Annotated in this window: 19 protein-coding genes and 1 pseudogene; 9 read left to right on the forward strand and 11 right to left on the reverse strand. The window is 66.0% G+C overall.

Translation table 11 applies throughout. The annotated features are described in order from the left end of the window. Window positions 1-65: 65 nt before the first annotated feature. Window positions 66-1271 (forward strand): class I SAM-dependent methyltransferase, encoded by a 1206-nt coding sequence (locus AAF143_RS14925; protein WP_255006808.1) that lies wholly within the window; start codon window positions 66-68, stop codon window positions 1269-1271. A 300-nt stretch (window positions 1272-1571) separates the two neighbouring features. Here AAF143_RS14925 and AAF143_RS14930 read toward each other — a convergent pair whose 3' ends face one another. The 7 genes and pseudogenes from AAF143_RS14930 to AAF143_RS14960 form a co-directional block, all read right to left on the reverse strand. Beyond that, on the reverse strand, window positions 1572-2168 hold the full coding sequence (locus AAF143_RS14930; RefSeq protein WP_255006821.1) for a Crp/Fnr family transcriptional regulator: 597 nt from the start codon (window positions 2166-2168) through the stop codon (window positions 1572-1574). Between the two features lie 105 nt (window positions 2169-2273). Then, window positions 2274-2969: a Fur family transcriptional regulator gene (locus AAF143_RS14935; protein ID WP_414027292.1), complete on the reverse strand. Its 696-nt coding sequence runs from the start codon at window positions 2967-2969 to the stop codon at window positions 2274-2276. 113 nt (window positions 2970-3082) lie between these two features. Beyond that, the gene (locus AAF143_RS14940) at window positions 3083-3955 is read right to left on the reverse strand and encodes a UPF0104 family protein (protein ID WP_414027293.1); all 873 of its coding nucleotides are present in this window, start codon (window positions 3953-3955) and stop codon (window positions 3083-3085) included. Window positions 3956-4083: 128 nt separating this feature from the next. Next, window positions 4084-5302, reverse strand: a pseudogene (gene larC, locus AAF143_RS14945) (nickel pincer cofactor biosynthesis protein LarC). A gap of 10 nt (window positions 5303-5312) precedes the next feature. After that, window positions 5313-5966, reverse strand: coding sequence for a hypothetical protein (locus AAF143_RS14950; protein ID WP_414027294.1), 654 nt, complete (start codon window positions 5964-5966; stop codon window positions 5313-5315). Beyond that, complete coding sequence (locus AAF143_RS14955; RefSeq protein WP_414027295.1) at window positions 5956-6789, reverse strand: DUF554 family protein; 834 nt, start codon at window positions 6787-6789, stop codon at window positions 5956-5958. The genes AAF143_RS14950 and AAF143_RS14955 overlap by 11 nt, the downstream gene beginning before the upstream one ends. Next, complete coding sequence (locus tag AAF143_RS14960; RefSeq protein WP_255006842.1) at window positions 6734-7450, reverse strand: hypothetical protein; 717 nt, start codon at window positions 7448-7450, stop codon at window positions 6734-6736. Before AAF143_RS14960 ends, AAF143_RS14955 begins: the two co-directional genes overlap by 56 nt. Window positions 7451-7592: 142 nt before the next feature. Between AAF143_RS14960 and AAF143_RS14965 the strand changes: the two genes are divergently transcribed. The 3 genes from AAF143_RS14965 to AAF143_RS14975 are packed head-to-tail and all read left to right on the forward strand — an operon-like array spanning window position 7593 to window position 10107. Then, on the forward strand, window positions 7593-8678 hold the full coding sequence (locus AAF143_RS14965) for a hypothetical protein (protein WP_414027296.1): 1086 nt from the start codon (window positions 7593-7595) through the stop codon (window positions 8676-8678). Window positions 8679-8730: 52 nt separating this feature from the next. Continuing rightward, complete coding sequence (xth, locus tag AAF143_RS14970) at window positions 8731-9567, forward strand: exodeoxyribonuclease III (RefSeq protein WP_255006848.1); 837 nt, start codon at window positions 8731-8733, stop codon at window positions 9565-9567. A 51-nt stretch (window positions 9568-9618) separates the two neighbouring features. Then, window positions 9619-10107, forward strand: coding sequence for a hypothetical protein (locus AAF143_RS14975; RefSeq protein WP_255006849.1), 489 nt, complete (start codon window positions 9619-9621; stop codon window positions 10105-10107). Window positions 10108-10321: 214 nt separating this feature from the next. On the opposite strand, the gene AAF143_RS14980 is transcribed toward AAF143_RS14975, so the two are convergent. Next, window positions 10322-10675 carry a hypothetical protein gene (locus AAF143_RS14980; RefSeq protein WP_255006850.1) on the reverse strand — a complete coding sequence of 118 codons (354 nt, stop codon included), beginning with the start codon at window positions 10673-10675 and terminating at the stop codon, window positions 10322-10324. Between the two features lie 453 nt (window positions 10676-11128). On the opposite strand from AAF143_RS14980, the gene AAF143_RS14985 reads away from it, so the two are divergent. The 4 genes from AAF143_RS14985 (at window position 11129) to AAF143_RS15000 (ending at window position 13807) form a co-directional block, all read left to right on the forward strand. Continuing rightward, on the forward strand, window positions 11129-12073 hold the full coding sequence (locus AAF143_RS14985) for a hypothetical protein (RefSeq protein WP_255006852.1): 945 nt from the start codon (window positions 11129-11131) through the stop codon (window positions 12071-12073). Window positions 12074-12171: 98 nt separating this feature from the next. Beyond that, a complete protein-coding gene (locus tag AAF143_RS14990) occupies window positions 12172-12654 on the forward strand; it encodes a lysozyme inhibitor LprI family protein (RefSeq protein WP_255006854.1) in 483 nt (160 codons plus the stop codon). Beyond that, a complete protein-coding gene (locus AAF143_RS14995; RefSeq protein ID WP_255006856.1) occupies window positions 12647-13024 on the forward strand; it encodes a hypothetical protein in 378 nt (125 codons plus the stop codon). The genes AAF143_RS14990 and AAF143_RS14995 overlap by 8 nt, the downstream gene beginning before the upstream one ends. A 249-nt stretch (window positions 13025-13273) precedes the next feature. Next, window positions 13274-13807: a hypothetical protein gene (locus AAF143_RS15000; protein WP_255006857.1), complete on the forward strand. Its 534-nt coding sequence runs from the start codon at window positions 13274-13276 to the stop codon at window positions 13805-13807. A gap of 217 nt (window positions 13808-14024) precedes the next feature. Here the strand turns inward: AAF143_RS15000 and AAF143_RS15005 are convergent, their stop codons facing one another. After that, window positions 14025-14564 carry a hypothetical protein gene (locus AAF143_RS15005; protein WP_255006858.1) on the reverse strand — a complete coding sequence of 180 codons (540 nt, stop codon included), beginning with the start codon at window positions 14562-14564 and terminating at the stop codon, window positions 14025-14027. Window positions 14565-14788: 224 nt separating this feature from the next. Here AAF143_RS15005 and AAF143_RS15010 point away from each other — a divergent pair, with 224 nt between their 5' ends. Next, complete coding sequence (locus AAF143_RS15010; protein ID WP_414027297.1) at window positions 14789-15475, forward strand: hypothetical protein; 687 nt, start codon at window positions 14789-14791, stop codon at window positions 15473-15475. Here AAF143_RS15010 and AAF143_RS15015 read toward each other — a convergent pair. Further along, on the reverse strand, window positions 15405-17063 hold the full coding sequence (locus AAF143_RS15015) for a glycosyltransferase (RefSeq protein WP_414027298.1): 1659 nt from the start codon (window positions 17061-17063) through the stop codon (window positions 15405-15407). The two genes, AAF143_RS15010 and AAF143_RS15015, sit on opposite strands and share 71 nt — an antisense overlap. 38 nt (window positions 17064-17101) lie before the next feature. After that, complete coding sequence (locus AAF143_RS15020) at window positions 17102-19816, reverse strand: hypothetical protein (RefSeq protein WP_414027299.1); 2715 nt, start codon at window positions 19814-19816, stop codon at window positions 17102-17104. Window positions 19817-19880: the final 64 nt, after the last annotated feature.

Raw genomic sequence — 19880 nt, forward strand, 5'->3', positions numbered from 1 at the left:
GAACCGTCCCTCTCTACTTATTTCTTTTCAAGTCGGCCCAACTTGATCCCATCGCAGCTCCCTCCATGCAGCCAACAAACATGGTTGATCTCAGTTTAAAAGTTCATGGGCAGCGGACCCCAGAAACTGATCAAACGAAATCAGGCGCTGTCGAAACGGGCCTGCAGCGCTACCTACCTTTGGTAGGAGATGTGACCCGCAAGCACCCTATCGCCTATCACGCCACACGAGCTGCCACCCGTGTTGTGAATGCCGTACAAATGGCCGTGGGCGAATCCTACGCGAACGGACTGGAACTTCCCGATCCAGTCCTGAAGGCACTGTTTGATACAAGCATGCCGTTCTTCTTTAAGTATGTGCCTGCTCTACTTGCCCCCTATGAGTGGGTGTTGCAGGAAACCGACCAAGTGGCGGAAGGCTCGAAGGATCTGATGAAGATCCAATATGACCTACCACAGGGAATGCTCAATACAATGCTAGGCAACGGCAAAGTGATTTATCCCAAATACAGCATGGGCCTTTGGGACAAAGGGGCCGCTGATCTCGAGCAATCTCAGATACAGATGATTGATGACATCATAGAAAAATTAGATATCAAAGATGGCGATAACATTCTCGACTTTGGCTGTGGCTGGGGATGCATCCCTAATTATATCCTATCAAAGTTTCCCAATGTCAGAATGACCGGGATTAATCTCAGCCATCATCAGTGCGAGTTTATACGTCAACGCATGCAGGATCCGCAAAGTCATCTGGCATCGGGTCGCTTCACCCTCGTCGAAGGCGACCTGAATGATCCATACTTTGAAGAGAAGTTTGATAATATTCTTTCCATTGGCGTTTTTTGCCATGTTGGCAACCTCACCAATGCCTTTGCGAAGCTGGCTTCCTTCTTAAAGCCAGGTGGCAAGTTCTTCCTTCATATCATCACCGTACGCACACCGAATAACATTTCCAGCGCCTTTACGCACAAGTATATTTTCCCCCACGGGCGCTACTGGAATTACGATGCCGTTCCAAGCCACAACAGAAATCTGAAGACTGTCCAGCGCTGGTACATGAATGGTAATAATTACTCGCGTACATTTGCAGAGTGGTTGAAGAATTTTGACGCCCACATTGAAACCAACAAAGATTTAAACTATGGCGCCATGGACTTCTCCCGATTCCGGCGTATTTGGCGTTTTTATCTAATCTGGTTTGTTTCAAACTTTGCCAGCTGTGATGGCGAGATCAATGGCAACGGCCAATTTCTCTTGACCCATAACTAGGGCTTGATAAAAATCCCAAAAGCTATCCAAGTAGCCATGTGCTTGGAAGAAACTGTCTCGCTGTCAAAGCTGCAAACGCGCAAGATTGGCCTCGGACTGGCATATTAAATAATCAATATCCAGCCTGCCCTCTTCAGTGGCTTGAGCAGCAACAGCAGGAAATAATCCAGGCAAAGAGAGAATAACCCAGCCAAACATAACCAAGAGTCTTTCCGACACTTGTCACATAAAGAGCCATTGAGATCACGCCTTCAGTGTCTCAATCAGTTTCGTGATGATCTGACTATCACCTGACTCCGCTCAGCCGACCGCCAGGGGGGCTGAGGCCACCAGTTCCGGGGCCAGCCGCAGGCCGTTCTCTCCGGCGGGGGCCTCCAGCAACCTGGCCTGGCGGATCTTCGAAATCAGCCGGGTGCTGGTGACCCGGGTGGTGCCGATCAGTTCACCGATGCGCTCGTGGGTGAGTCGGAACGGCAACTCGCACCAGACGCCGCAGCGGCGCCCGAGCCGGCGCACCAACAGGGAGAGCAGGGCATGGAGCCGCTGATCGGCGGAGCCCAGGTGACGGATGCGCAGCAGTTGCAGGGTCCACTCGTTGACCGGATCGAAGCCGTCTGAGGCCAGGGGCTCGGCATCGCTGCGAAAGACCAGGGGCGTGAGCGCTTCGACGCAGACGCCTTCACTGCAAAGACGATCGGTGCGCAGCTGGTCGCCCGGCTGCAGGAAGGCCAGGGTCATGCCCTCGGTTTCCTCGCAGGGGCAATAGACCCGGGCCACCCCTTCGAGCACCTCGATGCAGCTGCCGGAAGGCCGCAGGGCGGGATCCAGCAGCACGGTCTGGCCGACGGGCATGCGTACGGCAGGGGCGGGTTGATCGGGCAGGAAACGGAAGCTCATCGGTGGGGACGGGCAGGCCCCAATGGGCCCTGTTGCGAATGACTCTCAACCTAAACAAGTATGGAGCGCTTTGCAAGCGATTCTCAATAGCAAGATTGGATCGCCTCAGCGGGGCCGCCTGTGATCCAAGGACCGAGGGGCTGTGCGATCGGATGCACGCTTCCGTGTGATCCGTCGGGGCCTCGCCATGGGAACCCCCAGGCTGAACCCACGTTCTTCCAAAACAGCATGGTTCGCCTGCACGGAGACCGCTCCAGCCTTCTGGCCGCCCTCGCCGCCGAATGGGCCGATCAGCAGCTGCAGCTGCCAGGCTCCCGCTGGCCTGAGCTCAGACCTGCTCCGCCGCGGCGCAGGGGGACAGAGCCCCCGCACGTTGAGCACGCATTCCAGCAACCGGAAGCCATGGCCGGCGGCCGCCTGCTCGCCGGCGCTGAGCACCGCGGGGCTCTCGAATTCCTCGGTGCGGCCGCAGCGCACGCAGACCAGGTGGTGGTGGTTGCGGTGGGTGTCGCTTGCCAGCTCGAAGCGCCGGCCCCCTTCTGGCAGCTCCAGCTCCTGCAGCAGTCCGAAGGAACTGAGCAGCCGCAAGGTGCGGTAGACGGTCGCCAAAGAGACGCGCCCGTCGGAGCGAATCAGACGCTGGTGAACCTCCTCGGCGCTCAGATGGCTGCCTTCGCCGATGCGCTCGAACAGTTCCAGCACCCGTTGACGCTGGGGGGTGAGCCGCCGTCCACGGTCATGCAGGTTGGTGCGCAGGGCGTGGTCCGGCGGTGGGGGGCCGGCGCCGGGGATGGCAGACATTTCTCAAGAGTAGGCCTAATTGCGATTAAGCGGCCAACCCGGCGCAGGGGTCTGGGCCATCCAGCGCTGGTCGAGCTGGGCCGTGCCCGCCGCCAGCAGATCCGCCACCACGGTCACCAGCCGGTAGCTGAGGGCGACCGCCAGCAGGGGTCCTTCGGGCAGCTCAAGCCCCAGGCGCAGCAGCAGGGTGGCTTCGAACACCCCGAGCCCCCCGGCGCCCCGGGCACCACCAGTCCGGCGGTCCAGGCCAGGGCAAAGCCCGCCAACCAGTGGCCCCAACCCAGGGAAAGCTGTTGATCAAAAGCCAGCACACAGCAGGCGAAGCCTCCGAAGCGCAGCAACACGAACACCAGCTCCGCCAGCAGAGGCGCGAGGGGATAGCCGCGCAGGGCTGGCGCGGTTGCCTCAGCCCCCTGCTGGTTCGCCAGCTCCAGCTTCAGGGCCCCATCCTCCGGAAACCGGGCGCTCAGCTGGGCCAGGCGCCGCCGCTCCAGGGCCCCCAGCAGGGGCCGGAACCAGCGGGGCGCCAGGGCCAGCAGCGGCAGCAGGGCCAGCAGCGCCAGCCGATCCGCCCCCTGCAAGGGCCACAGGCCCAGGGGCACCAGGGCCAGGGCCGCCGCCGCCATCAGCACCGGATCGAGCAGCACCGCCAGCACCGCTCGATGGGCGGGCAGGGGGCTGGCGGTGACGACGCCACCGCCGCGCAGGGCCTGGATCCGCTGCACCAGGTGCCAGATGCCGCCGGGCAGGTATTTGCGCAGGTTGCTGGTCAGAAACAGCAGCACCGTCGCCCCCCAGGCGGGGGTCAACCCCAGCCAGCGCAGGCAGATCCCCCAGGCCAGCCCATTGGCCACCAGGCTCAGCAGGCTCACCCCAACCCCCAGCAGCAGCCAGGCCCAGCCCTGGCCATCGAGGGAGAGCTGGGCCAATTGGCGGCCGTTGTTGAGCAGCGCCGCGAGCACGAAGCCCAGGCTCGCCAGCGCCACCCAGAGGCGGGATCCGCCCGGCAGAGGCGGAAGCTTCGGCAAGTGTGGCTGGAACAGCCAGTGGCGCTCCCTTAGCCAGCGGCGAAGGCTTTGCCAGCGGCGCTGGATCAACCCGATGGCAGGGCCCGTCATGACCTCTCCTCGCTGGCCCAGGCCGCCTGCACCGCCGCGCGCAGCTGCTGCAGCGAAAGGCCGTGGCGGCGGGCCAGCTGCGCGAGATCCTCATACTCCGGCTTCATCGAGCGGCGCCCCTGGGGGCTGAGCGCCTCCTTGATCCGCACCGGGCCCCAGGCGGTGGCCAGGCTGCGGCTGCGGCGGGGCAGGCTCCAGCGCTGCTGGAGCTGTTCGCGCACCCCCAGGCTGCTGCCGTGGGCCCACCAGACCTTGCGCAGAGCCCCGGCGCGATCGGGCGGCACCAGCACGCTGATCAGCGCCGCCGGGCGCCCCTTTTTCATCGCGATCGGCTGGCTGAACACCTCCAGGGCCCCAGCACCACGAAGCTCCTCGATCAAGAAGGCCAGATCCTCGGGGCTGGCGTCATCCACCTGGGCCTGCTGCAGAACCAGGGGCTGGAGGATCTCGCCGCCACCCGGCCCAGGGCTTGAAAGAGCGGGGCTGGGCTCGGCCAGCCAGAGGCGCAGCAGGTTGGGGCGATCGAGGCGGCGGCTGCCCAGACCAATGCCCACCCGCAGGGGCACCAGGGCCGGAGGCGCCGCGAAGCGACTCGCCCAGGTGGCCATCAGGGCCAGGCCCGTGGGGGTGGTGAGCTCTCCGGCGGGGAACCCTTCGCTGCTGGCCAGGGGCACGGCGGCGCGGGCCGCCAGCTCCAGCACCGCCGGGGCGGGCAAAGGCAGCACCCCGTGGGCGGTGCGCACGGTTCCATGGCCGGCCGGCGGCGGCGCGCAGATCAGCTCGTCAACGCCGAAGTGCAGCAAGCCGGCACAGACCCCGACCACATCGACGAGGGCATCGATGGCACCCACCTCATGGAAATGCACCTGCTCGGGCCGGTGGCCGTGCACCGCCCCCTCCGCCTCCGCCAACCGGGTGAACACCGCCAGCACCCGAGCGCGCAGGTTGCCGTCCAGGGGGCTCGCCTCCAGCAGGGCCTTCAGTTCACCCCAGTGGCCGATGGGGTGGCTGCGCCTCCAGGGCCTCCACGGTCAGCGCCAGGCCCCGCAGCCCGCCGCTGGAGCCCTCCTGCCACTGCAGCCCGTAGGCCCCCGCCAGACCCAGCTGGGCCAGGGGCTCCTCCACCCGCTCCCGGGGCAGGCCCAGGTCGAAGAGGGCCGCCAGCAGCATGTCCCCCGCCAGGCCGGTGGGGCAATCGACGTAAGCCAGGGTCATGGGGCCAGCCTCATGGCGCCAGGGCCGCGGGCCTCAGCACGGTGGGGGCACCCGCCAGCAGCCGCTCGGCCTCCGCCTCCAGCCGGCCCGCCTCCCGCCGCAGCCACTGCTCCACCTCCCGCCGGGCCCGGCGCTGCTCCATCTGGGCCGTGGCCACGTCGTAGCCGGAAAGCCCCCAGAGGCGCCCGAGCAGCGCCCGGTCATCGGCGCCACCCCGGGCGCTGCCGTAGTGCAGTTCCTCGGCCACCATGCCGGCCTGGAGCATGCGGCTCCAGCGGCGCAGATCCTCAGCGGGCAACTTGGCCGCCGCCGGGAGTTCGAAGGCGGTGCTGCCATTGCAACGCAATCCGGCCCGTAGGCAGGCCAGGCTGCCCACCAGCACCTGAACCACCGTGAGGCCGTTCTCGGCCGCCACCAGGGCATGGGCCGCTTCATGCAGGGCGATGCGCCGCAGGCGGGCGCGGCCGCCGGGCAGGGCTTCCGCCAGCAGGTGGCCGCCCAGGCCCCCGAAGCGGGCGGCGTCGAGGCTGAGGGCCCCCAGGGCGGCGGCCGCCCCCAGGGCGATCGGCGCTGGGCCCAGCCCCACCAGGGGCCCCAGCAACGCCGCGAGGGTGAAGCCCCCCACCGCCAGACCCGCCCGCAGGGGAAGACCGTCATCGCCCAAGGCAGAAACCCCCTGCGCCGCCGGGCTGATGGGATCGGGGCCGTTCATGTGAGCGCGGCCCCCACCAGGGGCGCCAGGACCAGCGCCGGCAGGGCCTCGGTGACGCTCGGATGGGGCAGTTCGAGCAGATCGAGGGCCAGGGCCAGCACCAGCAGCCCCCCACCGCCGCCGTGAACAGCACCGGCGGTGCGGTGGCCGGATCCGGCAGGCGCGCGGCCAGCAGCGCCCCCACCCCGGAAAGGGAGAGCTGCACCACCAGCAACGGCAGCACCACCCAGGCCAGGGCCACCCCGGCGCTGGTGGCCAGCACGGCGGCGCTGATGCCATCGAGGGCCGCCTTGACCAGCAGCAGGTCGGGATCGCCGAGGGCCCCGTTGCGCAGGCAGCCCACCACGGTCATCGGTCCGACGCAGAAGAGCACGAAGGCCCCGCCCACCAGCTCTGGATCACCAGGGCCGCTCGCCTGCGGGCGCCCGTTCAGCAACCGCGCCAGGCGCCGGTCCAATCCCAGGGCAGCCCCCAGGGCCGAGGCCAGCACCAGCACCAGCAACGCCGGCGCCAGGGCCGGCAGGGGCCCGAGCCGCAGATGAAACAGGGGCTGAACCATCTGCAGGCCCAGCACCAGGGTCACCACACCAATCCAACGGCGCCAGTGGCGGCGCAAGCCCTCGCCGAGGGATCGGCCCAGACGGGCGCCCAGGAGGGAGCCCAGCAGAACGGTGAGCCCATTGATCCAGGTGCCGCTGGTGGCTGCCCAGAGCCCCATCTCAGCGGCCCGGCCGGCTGATCGCGTTGCGGTGGGGACCACTGCGGGAGCCGTCACGGGCGGGGCCCCGGTCGCCCTTGCCCTTCGCCTTGCCGCCCCGGTTACCCCGCTGGGGCATGGGGGCGATCACCTCGCAATGCTCCAGGTGCAGCTGCTGGCCCTGGCGGCGCAGGTCGAGGGCGACGAAGTGGCGCAGGTGCTCCATGGGCACCGTCCCCTTGAGCTGGAGCTTGAAGGGGGTGGGGCGGCTGCCGTCGGGGCGGGGCATCTGGCGCACCTTGATCACCAGATCGGAGCTTTCCGGGCGGGTGTAGATCAGTTCCCCGCGCACCGAGAAGTAGTCATCGCCCTCGGGCAGGGCATCGGTTGCCGTGGCTGCCGTTGCGGTGGCGTCGGTTGCGGGGACCTCAGTTGCTGCCGCCTCTGCCGCCGCCAGGGTGCTCGGTTCCCACACCCCCACCATCTGCAGGTGGAGAAAGTCGGCTTCGCGAAAACGGGGGTACACCACCCAGAGGTGGGGCTGCCCCAGATCCAGGTGACGCCGCATCAGGTTCAGCACCCGCCCCAGCACCACCGCTTCGATCCGAGCGCCGTCGTCGGTGTGGATGTGGCCCCGGGTGAGCTGCTCGGCGTCATCGGGGACATAGCGCCCCCGGACCACGCCGATGGCCCGGTACTGCAGCGGTTCGGTGACCGGGGAAATCGGATGGTGACGCATGGTCTCTGGGGGCAACCCTTGGCCCAGGGGTCAATGTAGTCCCGCTCCCTTGCCCCAGACTGGCCCCCAACCACACCCAGGCCATGGCCCCGCGCACGCCCCCGGCTCCGGCACCGGACCGCGACTCAGCCTGAGTCTGGGGGTGCTGATCGTGGCCCTCGCTGGGATCTGCCTGGCCGGAGGCTGGTGGCTGGGCCAGCGCTCGGCGGGTGCCAGGGGGCCCTTGCCCACCCAGATCGCCCTGCAGCACCAGGCCCGGCAACTGCAGCGCTCCATCGACCAGGGCCGGGCCAGCGAAGCGGAAAAGGAACGGCTGCTGCAGATCCTGCTGGCCCTCGAGCAGAAGCCCGAGGCCACCAAATTGCTGGAGCGGCTGGCGGACCAGAACCCGGAGCGCTGGCCGCTGCGGTTGTTGCTGGCAGAGCTGCGCCGCGATCAGAACGACCGCGCCGGGGCCGAGCGGGAGGTGCGCCAGATCCTCAACCTCTCCCCCGGCCGCATGGAGGCCCTGCAACTGCGCACCTTGCTGCAGCTGGAGCAGGGACGCGGCGGCGAGGCCCAGGCCCAGCTCCAGGCGGCCTTCCTCAAGGCCAACACCGCCCCGGTCTCGGCGAATGCATTGCCGCTGGGATTGCTGCTGGCCGACCTGCTCCAGCGCCAGAAGCAGGGGGCGCCGCCGAAGCGCTCTACCGCAAGCTGGCGGCGGACCACCCCAGGGACCCGAGGCCACTGCTGGCGATGGCCTTGCTCAAGCAGGAGGCCGGCGACACCAAGGGGGCCCAGAACTTCCTGGCCCAGGCGCGGGAGCGCAGCCCTGACAAGGACGACCCACGGCTGGATCAGGTGGCCACCGACTGGGGTCTGGCGCCCCTGCGGGCCCTTAAGGTCCCTTCAGCTTTGTCCCCGAAGCCGAAGCCGGCGGATTCTGGGCCTCCAAAGCCCTGAGGGCCTGGTCCACCGCGTCCCCGGGAGGGGTGGCATCGTCCATGGCCGCCCCCTTGCGCAGGGTGTTGATCAGGTCGCCGGGGTTCTTGGCATCAAAGATGGTTTTTGGCTTGCCGTTGCCGGGGCCGTAATCCAGGAACTGCTCCTCCTGCGTCGATTTGCCGCCGTAGGGATTGTTGGCCTGGGCCAGCGCCGCCGTGGTGGACACCGCCATGGCCAGGGAAGCCATGAGGGTGGCCCCGCCCATCGCGAGAACTGTTCGGTTGCGCCCCATCGCCCTTAATGCCGAGATGGAACGATGCTAGGTGGCTCCAACCGAGAAGCGGTCGAAGCGCATGCGCATCGCCACCTGGAACGTGAACTCGGTGCGCAGCCGCCTTGATCAGCTGGTGGAGTGGCTTCAGCAGGAGCGCCCCGATGTGGTCTGCCTGCAGGAGACCAAGGTCGAAGACGGCAGCTTCCCTGCCGAGAGCTTCACCGCCCTGGGCTACGAGGTCGTGATCAGCGGCCAGAAGGCCTACAACGGCGTCGCGATCCTCAGCCTGCACCCGCTCGAAGACGTGCGCATCGGCTTTGCCGCCCTGTTGCCAGGTGACGACGAAGCCGAAGCTCTCGGGGAGCAGAAGCGCGTGATCAGTGCCCGCATCGAAGGGGTGCGCGTGCTCAACCTCTACGTGCCCAACGGCTCCGCGTTGAGTTCAGAGAAGTACGTCTACAAGCTCCGCTGGCTGAACTGCCTGGGGCGCTACCTGAACGCCCTGGAGCAGGAGGGCGATCCCCTCTGCATGGTGGGGGACTTCAACATCGCCCTGGAGGATCGCGACCTCCATGACCCGAAGCGGCTCACGGGCGGGATCATGGCCAGCGAGGCCGAACGCGCGGCGTTGACGGGCGCCCTGAACGGGCGCTTGAGCGATGTGTTCCGTGTCTTCGAACCAGCGAGCGGCCACTGGAGCTGGTGGGACTACCGCAGTGGCGCCTGGGACCGGGACCGGGGCTGGCGCATCGATCACATTTACCTCTCGGAAGACCTGTTGGTGTGGGCCACGGGCTGTGTGATCCACAAGGCCGTGCGCGGCAACGACAAGCCCAGCGACCATGCCCCGGTGGTGGTGAACCTGCAGCTCCCCGAAGAGGAGGAACATGAGGAGGGTGGCTACGGAGGCTATTGACCGGGGCTGGGGTCTATCCGCCATAGGGTGCACCCACCGGAGCCACGCAGCATGACCACATCAACGAACCAACGGACAGGGGCGGGCCGCAGGGGAGTGGCTGGTCTGATCGCAGCCATCGCTCTGGGCACCGCCCTCCCCGCCCAGGCCCAGACCTGCACCTTCCTCCAACCACTGGGCGGCGGCCCGGATCCCGTGGTCGCCAAACAGGTGGGCCCCGGCCGGCTGCTGGGACGCACCAACTGGAACACCGATTTCGTCGTTGATCGGCCGTTCAGCAGCTACCGCTTCTTCTTCACGGCCACCTCCACCGACAAGGCCACCTATCCGGTCCAGGGATTCATGATCTTCACCGACCGGGACAGCCTGCGCCTGTTCAATGTCAACCTGACGCCCCCGCAGGGCACCGGGCGGATGTTCGGCCCCTTCCCCTCAATCCCCGGGCGGCGCACGAGCCTGATGAACTTCAAGATCGGTGCCAGCACCCAGCCCGGCGCCCTCGGCTTCAGTTACCGGATTTCGGTGCAGGGTTGCAACTGAAGCCCAGTTGCTTAAGGCCGTCTGCCAGTTGGCCTACGGCGCAGCATCCTGAACGGAAGCAAACCTCGGCCCATCGAAAGCCATGCGCCCCCTCTGGCAACGGCTGCTCGGGGCAAAGGCTCTCAGCATCCGGCGAACTTCAGCTCAGACCATGCCCTTGCGGGGGGGGGATTTGCGTCGGAAAAAACAGGCTCAGGATCTGCGCAACCGAGTCCTAATCGTCATGCTTTTCGTAATGCTTGTTGCCGTAGGATCGGTTCTGCCCCTTGTACTTGCGGTAGGCGGGCACATAGGTCCGTTCATACCAATTGTTGTTCACAAAATAAACAGGCCGGTTGCACAATCCGTAGTTTGAGCAATACCCCGACCAGTTTCGAGCCTGCCATGGAGGCACATTCACATACACAGGCTGGGCGCCATAGCCATAGGCCGGCGAGCGCTCGATGATCACAGGCTGCTGGTACAGCACCACCGGACGGGGGTAGTAGTCACCCATCTCCACCCTTCCGTAATAGTCGGGCTGGCCGAAATTGAGCGAGAAATTGACCTGGGCGACCGCAGGAGCCATCAGCAACGCTGGCCACGCGGCGAGCCATCGAATGTTCATGCGATTTCTCCTGAATCCGGGCCTGAGCAGGCCATGCCGCCCCAAGCCCTGAGCGATCCAAGCGTAGGAAGGTCCCCCAGCGCCGGCCCTGTCACCAGCGCCCGAAGCAATGACCAGATGTGTTCAGGAGCTTCCAGGAAGCTGGCGCCACCGGGCGGAACCCGTGCTGGGCCCTGCCCAAGTCCGGGCTCTGGGCTTCCCGTGCCCCCGGCCGGGTGGGGCGGCGGTTGTCGGTGGCGGCGCCGATGCGGTAGATGACTGCGGGAATCAGGAGTGACGGTGCGGCGGCCGGTGCTTTTCTGCGCGAAACAGAACTCCCTCCGTCAATTTTCAGGGCCTTTGGTACGGGCACCCGACGAAGCAGAACAAATGTTGGGCTCCCAAGGCCCTGCTGATCGGTGCAGCCGTAGGCACATGGGCTCTGTTGGCGATGGCGCCGGTCTCTTCGGCACAGCCGGCCAGGAAGTCCCAAAAACCGAAGATTCAACGGCCCCCGCAGCAGCTGCTCCCACCGCGGCCTCCCCCTGGGCGGGAACGACCGAGCTCTACGGCTTTTTACCGCTTCGCACCACCGGGACCACCACCGTCAGAGGCTTCAGCACCGACCTGGATCTGGACCTCGGTCAGGTGCTGAGGCCCCTGACGGGAGCGGCCTACTTCCGGGGCAGCCTTGAACATGGCCGCCTCGGACTGCTCACCGACATCAGCTACGTCTCGGTCAAGAGTCAAGAGGGCACGCTGCGGAACATCAAGACGCGCAGCATCGAAGGCGCTCTCGGTCAGCGCAGCCTCACCCTCACCCCTGACTGTCAGGCCAGCCTGAACGCCAGTGTCGGAAACATCCAGGGCATCTACGACCTGGCCCTGCGCTACCGCTTCGGAGACCGCGAAACGGCCGTGGCCCGCGCCGGCAGTTTCAGCGTCATCCCCTACGCGGGTCTGCGGATCGTCAACATGCAATACGACCTGGAGCTGGAAGCCCAGGGACCTGGCCGGACCCTGACGTTTAAGGGGCCGAGCCTGGAGAAGTCCGTGACGCTGCAGGGGTTGAATCTTCAGCGGCAACAGTCCTTCGGCGGCACCGTGGTCCAACCCCTGATCGGCACCCAGGCGATGGTGTTTCTCTCTCCCCGTCTGAGGCTCTTCGCCCGCGGCGACCTCGGCGGCTTCGGTGTGAACAATGCCGATGAATACTCCTGGAACACCCAGGTGGGCGTTGGCTATGCGCTCGGGAACTCCACCCAGATGAATCTCTCCTGGCGCTACATGCACCTGGGCGGCACCAATGGGGCCACCCCCGAAAATGCCTACAGCGTCAACCAAAATGGCATCGAAGCCGGGGTGAAGTTCTTCTTCTGAATCGGTCCTTGATTACGGGCGACGGATCGGGCCGGTGGTTTGAGGGTCAGAATTGAACCAGCTGATCTCATTCGTGAGGCGAGGATCGCCTTGAAGTGATGACCCCGTTACGCCCACCGGCACGGACGCCGCTGCAACAAGCCTTCTGGTCCATGGGCAGGTGGCCGCTGCCAGTTCTGCCGCTGCTTTTGGCAGGGGTCTTCAGCACTCTCGGCGCCCAGGCGATACCTCCGCCACCGGAGTCCTTCGATGGGGAGACGATCCGCTGTCAGCGCGCGGGCAGCGCCGCCACGGTGCTGATCTGTCGGGATGCCGAACTGACGGCCATCGACGCGCAGCTGCGCCAGGCCTTTCGCCACCTGCGGGACGATGCTTCCCTCAAGCAGCCAGAGCGCGAGGCCCTGATGGAGGATCAGCGCCGCTGGGTGGAAACCATGGACCAATGCTGGAGGGCTCAGGAGAACATGCGGTCCTGTGTGAAGGCCAGCCAGCAGCAACGGTTGCGTCAGTTGGAGTCGTTGGCGATGCAACGGCGGTTGATGCCAGGAACCAATGATGGAGGCAAGGGGTGTCATGGGTGACCAGGCCACCAGAGTGGTCTGCGCGTTTGCCGCCATCACGAGCCTGATCATCGTCTGTGCTCGCTCGCCCGGATTGCAAGGCATCGATCTTCCCTTTCTGGCCTTGGTTGTTGCACCCTTTCTGCTGCTTGGCTTGATGGCTGGAAGCGTTCGTGAGCGCAGCTCGGACGCAAGAGTTCTTTTCATCCTCACACTGTTTCTTGCGCTGGGGGGTACGTTCCTTCTGGCTCTCCATGCCCCAATCCCAAACACAGGGCCCGAGCCTGGGCTAGCGCAAAGCGTGGTAATGATTGGCGTACCGTTGCTGCAGTTGATCGCCGTGATCCTGCTAGGTTTGATCCTCCGCTTGAGGAGAATGTTGGCTTCATAAAATGGCTTTCATTTTTTTTGCGTCAGAATGTTGAGAGGTGAGTTCATTCCGAAGTGATTCAGTCATTGCCCGGACAACTTCGTCTCGTCGGGAGGGCTCATTGACCATCAGCCAAGGAGATGTACCAGTTCCACAACCGAGAACCGGACCGAAACCAAGAAGGGGTACGATGCAAAAATAATGTCAATACAAAGAGTGTTGATGAAACGACTCCAGACCCTCACTGCCTCTCTGCTGAGTCTTGCTTCTGTGGCCCTCGCTGCACCAGCGCTGGCCGACACTGTCGATGCTCGCTGCGATGTTTTTCCCGCAGGTGACGACAAGGCCACCTCCTCGGGGCTGTGTACCTTTTCCCAGCGCCAGGGCTTCGTGAGCATTCAGCTCAAGGGCGGCCAGACGATCGAGCTCAAGCCCAACGAGAGCACGCCCAACGCCTTCTTTGATGAGCGTGGTGAGCCTGCCAAGCGCGAGATGCTGGAGGCCAATCGCGGACAGGTTTACCGGCTGGAAAAACAGTCGATCTTCGTCTTCTGGGATACGGCCCCCTACTCCAAGGGCGCCCCCAGCGGCAGCTCCGCTCCCGTCAGCGGGGCCTCCATGGCAAAACCGCCCGAGATTGTCACCCTCCTGTTGGGCATCCGTCAGGTGAAATTTGACGGCGCCTGTCGGGTCAATTTCAACAAGGCCGGGAAGACCTTCAGCAAAACCTCTGCCTGTGACGCGGCCCAGGTGGGTGTCGCGGAGGACGCCATTCGGCGCTATTTCCGTGAACAGGGGCTCTGAAGCTCTGACCCATTGATGATGAGCTCAGCCGCGACCATATCAGGACCGTTCAACGGGCCAGGGTTCGTTTCGCCGTTCTGAAAGCTCTTACAAATTGGGAACTTCCTTTCGCTCCGAACCGTGTTCAGACGGTGGCCCAAAAGATCAGCTGACGACTGGAATGAGCACGGAGACAGCAGGAGCCAAGCCCCTGCTGATCATTGGAATCAACCCTTGATCACTGGCGTCGAATAGGGCCGGTGGTTTTTGCGTCAAAATCAGTCCAACTGCTCTCATTCACGACGCGGGGATCGCCTTGAATCGAATACGTGATGAAGCCCGTTTTGAACACCAGGGCACCATCACTGAGCTTACTGGCCACAGACTTGCCGTTCACCGTTACCTTGTTCTTGTTGTCGATGCGAATTGTGGCCACGGTCAGTCCTTCGCTGCTTTTGGCGATCCATTTGCCGGCGTAGGTGGAAGTGGCCGTGGTGGTGGTGCCAAATCCAGCTCTGGCGTTTTCGGCTTTGGTCTTGTTGATATCGCAGCCCTTCAGTTCGGTGACTTGCGTGCAGCCAGAGCGATCAAGCTTCTTGGCATAGGCGGGATCAATGGCCTGGGAGGAAAGCGGCCACATCAACAGGATCGTGGTGGCGGCTGTGGCGGCAATAACGTGCTTGCTCTGCTTCACTTTGAACACTCCTTTGGGTTGTTGAAAGAAATTGAACTGAGGCCACAGAAAGTCTAGCCAACTTCCTGCGGCAAGGCGCCACATGAGCCCTGCCAACAGGTCTAAAGTTTAGCCTTTATTCGGCCACCATCTAGTTGCAGCGGCTCGGCCGCGAACCAGACCTTGGCCATCGCGATGGCCACCTACTGATGATTGAGAAGCCATCAATCCATGCGCCTCGACCGACGCAGCGATACCTCCGCAACCCAGAACTTCCCTACGATTGCTGTGAATAGAGAGCATCGTCTTTTGGCAAGCCCCAATCCTTCATGGATCTCCCCCTGCCGCTCGTGTTGGTCCCCCTGGCCATCTGGGGAACCATGGGCCTCTCACAAGGCCCCGCCTGGAGCGCAACGGAGAAACCTCCACAACCGGTGCTCCTGAACTCACGGCCGCCCCTGCTCGTTCCTGATCCCCGCCTGGAAGCGGCCTTACGCCGTGAGCTGTTTCCGGTGCGCGTGGAGGATGGACAAGGGCACGGACCCGATCCAGGTTCAAGTGAGTGGAAGCAGGCAGAGGCTTTTAAGCAGAGCAGGGCATGTGCGCAGGTGGGCTCCCTTCGCTATGCCTACGATCGCGTGGATCTCAATGGTGACGGCAGCCCGGAGATCGTGGCCACCGTTCAAGGCCCCTACACCTGCGGCACCGGTGGCTGCAACTTCTATGTCTTTCGCAATGGGCTGAAGGGCCCCACCTTGGTCTCGCGAATGACCCTGTTCAGGCCACCCCTGATCGTGAGTGAACAGAAGCATCACGGCTGGAAGGATTTGATCGTGAACGTGCGTCAGGATGCCGGCCATGGCGGCTATGCCGTTCTCTCGTTTGATGGCAGGGGCTATCCCAGCAATCCGAGTGCGCCCCCAGCCCAACCCCTGCGTCATCCCCTCAAAGGAACGGCGCTGCTGGTGATGAAGCCCGAACCGGATCAGGGACTTCCTTTGCCCTGTGCTCCTTAGGTTTTTTGGGGCGGCTCAGAAGGCAGCGCTGGAGCCTCCCATGGATCTCCTCATCGTCGGGCGTCTGCTCCAGCACCCGGCTCAGCCAGCGCACGGCCTCAGCCCACTGTCCGGCTTCTTCAGACAGTTCTGCCAGCCCCTGCCAACAAAACCTGTCGGCCCCGGGCCAGTAAAGGTGCCGGAGATAGGGCTGCTGGCAGGCAGGATGCCAGGCTCCCAGCGGACCCGGCCCCGTGGTCGCGCGGTGCTGGTCCACCAGGTTGACTCCATGGGTGAGCCAGTGCCGGGCCCCCTCGGGCCTGTTCAGCCTGCGCAGACCGATGGCCAGCATGCAGATCGAAGGCAGGTGGTTCGGTTCGATGGAGAGCAATTCCAACAGAAGGGCCGCCACGCTGGGGAAATGGCCGAGCTCGTAGTGCCGACTTGCCTCCCGATACAGCCGCGCCGTTCGGTAATGATCGGCGTCAGGCTGGTGAAGGGACGCGATCTCCCGCGGTAACTGTTGGATCACCTCCAGCGCCTGCTGCGAATCTCCCATTGCCGTGCTGGCGTGGAGGAGAGCCTCATCAAGCATCGGCAACATCGGCCGAAACTTCTGACAGAACGCTTCGAGACGCTGATCTCTCTGGGATGGATTCAATCCCGCTTGGGCGAGCAGCGCATCAAGTTGTGGCTGCTCCTGTTGGAGCAAGGCCAACGCTCGTGTGCCCAACTCCGCCCCATAGTCAAAGCTGAGTTGTTCGAGGCTCTGCTGGAACCGCTCCCCATCGTAGAGAAGGTAACTGCAGCGCAGGCTGTTCATCAGCATGGGTGGCGGCGGGTCACCATCCGCCGCGGGCACAAAGGGGGCAGCGTTCAACACCAGACCATCGGCGGGCAGGGGGTCGGAGCAACTGGTGGGAGGGTCGCCGTTGCCTGGATCTTCGAAGACGTCCTTGTAGCGATGCCCCACCTGAAGGCTCTGATCCAGCCGGCATTCGAAACCTGCCAGACCCGCCAGCATCGACAGGAAGCGATCTTCATGCCCCCAGCCCTGCAGAAAATCCGGGAACCCGCCCAACTGCTCATACACGCTGCGGCGAATCGCAAAGAATCCGCCGTTGACGAAGGGCACAACCCAGTTCACCAGGGGGTCGCTCTGAATCGGCATCCAGGCCGGTTGCTGATGACAGAGTCGACGACTGGTGTAGACGGAACCGGCGGTGGTGTTGCCGTTACGGCTGTCATAGCAATCGATGCTGAGCAGATGGCAACCGGGGTCCGTGAAATGGCGCTCCATCTGGATCCAGAGATCGCTCTGGGGAAAGTCCAGATGCGCATCGATGAAGACCAGCACCTCGCCGCGGCAACCCACGGAGGCGAACCTTCGCCCCCTCGACACCCCCAAACTATGGTTGAGTCGCCTCAGGCGGATGATTCCCTGCTGCCGCAGCTCTAGCCAGGGCCCGGCATCGAGAAAGGCACTGCTGGAGTCGTTGGATCCGTCATCCAGCAAGGAGCACTCCAGACCACCCGTTGGTGGTGTGAGCGCCATCAATTGTTCGAGGGTGCTCTGAAGCTGGGATCCCTCGTTACGACTGCCGATCACCACACTGATGAGCGGCTTGGTGGAGGGATCCATCGGCTCTAGGGCTGTCCCACCGTGAGCACCACCGAAGCACGGCCGCCGTTGGCGGTGGGGACAGAGAGACGTACATCCAGAGGCAGCGACACCCGCCTCAGATCACTGATTGAAATCGTCGCGCTTCGGGGCACATAGCTCACCCCTGGGGGTAAGGGAGCGCCATCGGCCAGTGTGAGGCGACCCTGAATCAGCGCCGGCTGCGGTCCCAGCTTCGCCAGAATGTGGGCGGGAATTCTGTAACTGAGCGGCACGTTCAACCCGGTGGGTTTGGCCTGATTGAGGGCGGCCTGCACATTGATCGGCTGCAGGATCGGCTTGCTATCGAGCGCACTGCCGGCGCTGCCTGGCACGCGGATCGGCGCGAGCGTTGGGGCCGGTGTCAGCTGGGGGGCGGCTGTCGGCGCTGGTGTCGGCTGCGCCTGGGGCACCCGGATCGGAGCGAGCGTTGGGGCCGGTGTCAGCTGGGGAGCGGCCGTCGGCGCCGGCGTCGGCTGCGCCTGCGGCACCCGGATCGGAGCCAGCGTTGGCGCTGGCGTCAGCTGGGGGGCGGCTGTCGGCGCTGGTGTCGGCTGCGCCTGAGGCACCCGGATCGGTGCCAGCGTTGGGGCCGGTGTCAGCTGGGGGGCGGCTGTCGGCGCTGGTGTCGGCTGCGCCTGGGGCACCCGGATCGGTGCCAGCGTTGGGGCCGGTGTCAGCTGGGGAGCGGCCGTCGGCGCCGGCGTCGGCTGCGCCTGCGGCACCCGGATCGGAGCCAGCGTTGGCGCTGGCGTCAGCTGGGGGGCCGCCGTCGGCGCTGGTGTCGGCTGCGCCTGGGGCACCCGGATCGGAGCGAGCGTTGGGACCGGTTTCAGCTGAGGCGAGGCCGTCGGTGCCGCCGTGGGCTGGGCCTGCGGCACGCGGATCGGTGCCAGCGTTGGGGCCGGTGTCAGCTGGGGGGCGGCTGTCGGTGCTGGTGTCGGCTGCGCCTGGGGCACCCGGATCGGAGCCAGCGTTGGGGCCGGGGTCAGCTGGGGGGCGGCTGTCGGCGCTGGTGTCGGCTGCGCCTGAGGCACCCGGATCGGCGCGAGCGTTGGCGCTGGTGTCAGCTGGGGGGCGGCTGTCGGCGCTGGTGTCGGCTGCGCCTGGGGCACCCGGATCGGAGCCAGCGTTGGGGCCGTTGGCAGCTTGGGAGCAGCCGTCGGGGCGGACGTTCGTTGCGGCGCCGCCGTCGGAGGCAGAGTCGGGGCGGCCGTCGGCGTGGCGACCATCCGCGGCGGCACCGCGGTCGGCTGGAGCTGACCATTGGGCGCCAGGGTCGGGACGGCCGTCGGGGCCGCCGTTCGCTGCGGCGCCGCCGTCGGAGGCAGGGTCGGTGCGGCCGTCGGGGTGATGACCGTCCGCGGCGGCACCGCGGTCGGCTGGAGCTGACCATTGGGCGCCAGGGTCGGCGCGGCCGTCGGGGCCGCCGTTCGCTGCGGCGCCGCCGTTGGAGGCAGGGTCGGTGCGGCCGTCGGGGTGATGACCGTCCGCGGCGGCACCGCGGTCGGCTGGAGCTGACCATTGGGCGCCAGGGTCGGCGCGGCCGTCGGGGCCGCCGTTCGCTGCGGCGCCGCCGTTGGAGGCAGGGTCGGTGCGGCCGTCGGGGTGATGACCGTCCGCGGCGGCACCGCGGTCGGCTGGAGCTGACCATTGGGCGCCAGGGTCGGCACCGCCGTCGGGGCGGACGTTCGCTGCGGCGCCGCCGTCGGAGGCAGAGTCGGGGCGGCCGTGGGCGTGACGACCATCCGCGGCGGCACCGCGGTCGGCTGGAGCTGACCCTTGGGCGCCAGCGTCGGGGCCGCCGTCGGGGCGGACGTTCGCTGCGGCGCCGCCGTCGGAGGCAGAGTCGGGGCGGCCGTGGGCGTGACGACCATCCGCGGTGGCACCGCGGTCGGCTGGAGCTGACCATTGGGCGCCAGCGTCGGCACCGCCGTCGGGGCGGACGTTCGCTGCGGCGCCGCCGTCGGAGGCAGAGTCGGGGCGGCCGTGGGCGTGACGACCATCCGCGGCGGCACCGCGGTCGGCTGGAGCTGACCCTTGGGCGCCAGCGTCGGGGCCGCCGTCGGGGCGGACGTTCGCTGCGGCGCCGCCGTCGGAGGCAGAGTCGGGGCGGCCGTGGGCGTGACGACCATCCGCGGCGGCACCGCGGTCGGCTGGAGCTGACCATTGGGCGCCAGGGTCGGCGCCGCCGTCGGGGCGGTCGTTCGCTGCGGCGCCGCCGTTGGAGGCAGAGTCGGGGCGGCCGTCGGCGTGATGACCGTCCGCGGCGGCACCGCGGTCGGCTGGAGCTGACCATTGGGCACCAGCGTCGGGGCCGCCGTCGGGGCGGTCGTTCGCTGCGGCGCCGCCGTTGGAGGCAGGGTCGGTGCGGCCGTCGGCGTGATGACCGACCGCGGCGGCACCGCGGTCGGCTGGAGCTGACCACTGGGCGCCAGGGTCGGCGCCGCCGTCGGGGCGGACGTTCGCTGCGGCGCCGCCGTCGGAGGCAGGGTCGGGGCGGCCGTCGGCGTGATGACCGTCCGCGGCGGCACCGCGGTCGGCTGGAGCTGACCATTGGGCGCCAGCGTCGGGGCCGCCGTCGGGGCGGTCGTCGGCGCTGGTGTCGGCTGCGCCTGAGGCACCCGGATCGGCGCCAGCGTTGGGGCCGGTGTCAGCTGGGGGGCGGCTGTCGGCGCTGGTGTCGGCTGCGCCTGGGGCACCCGGATCGGAGCCAGCGTTGGGGCCGGGGTCAGCTGGGGGCCGCCGTCGGTGCTGGCGTCGGCT

The sequence above is a fragment of the Cyanobium sp. ATX-6F1 genome, assembly GCF_047395825.1.
Taxonomy (GTDB): Bacteria; Cyanobacteriota; Cyanobacteriia; order PCC-6307; family Cyanobiaceae; genus ATX-6F1.

Excerpts from the sequence above, each read along its gene's own strand:
- AAF143_RS14925 (WP_255006808.1), top strand. The coding sequence starts at position 66 with ATGCAGCCAACAAACATGGTTGATCTCAGTTTAAAAGTTCATGGGCAG.
- AAF143_RS14930 (WP_255006821.1), bottom strand. The coding sequence starts at position 2,168 with ATGAGCTTCCGTTTCCTGCCCGATCAACCCGCCCCTGCCGTACGCATG.
- AAF143_RS14935 (WP_414027292.1), bottom strand. The coding sequence starts at position 2,969 with ATGTCTGCCATCCCCGGCGCCGGCCCCCCACCGCCGGACCACGCCCTG.
- AAF143_RS14960 (WP_255006842.1), bottom strand. The coding sequence starts at position 7,450 with ATGCGTCACCATCCGATTTCCCCGGTCACCGAACCGCTGCAGTACCGG.
- xth (WP_255006848.1), top strand. The coding sequence starts at position 8,731 with ATGCGCATCGCCACCTGGAACGTGAACTCGGTGCGCAGCCGCCTTGAT.
- AAF143_RS14975 (WP_255006849.1), top strand. The coding sequence starts at position 9,619 with ATGACCACATCAACGAACCAACGGACAGGGGCGGGCCGCAGGGGAGTG.
- AAF143_RS14980 (WP_255006850.1), bottom strand. The coding sequence starts at position 10,675 with ATGGCTCCTGCGGTCGCCCAGGTCAATTTCTCGCTCAATTTCGGCCAG.
- AAF143_RS14985 (WP_255006852.1), top strand. The coding sequence starts at position 11,129 with ATGGGCTCTGTTGGCGATGGCGCCGGTCTCTTCGGCACAGCCGGCCAG.
- AAF143_RS14990 (WP_255006854.1), top strand. The coding sequence starts at position 12,172 with ATGACCCCGTTACGCCCACCGGCACGGACGCCGCTGCAACAAGCCTTC.
- AAF143_RS14995 (WP_255006856.1), top strand. The coding sequence starts at position 12,647 with ATGGGTGACCAGGCCACCAGAGTGGTCTGCGCGTTTGCCGCCATCACG.
- AAF143_RS15005 (WP_255006858.1), bottom strand. The coding sequence starts at position 14,564 with ATGTGGCGCCTTGCCGCAGGAAGTTGGCTAGACTTTCTGTGGCCTCAG.
- AAF143_RS15010 (WP_414027297.1), top strand. The coding sequence starts at position 14,789 with ATGGATCTCCCCCTGCCGCTCGTGTTGGTCCCCCTGGCCATCTGGGGA.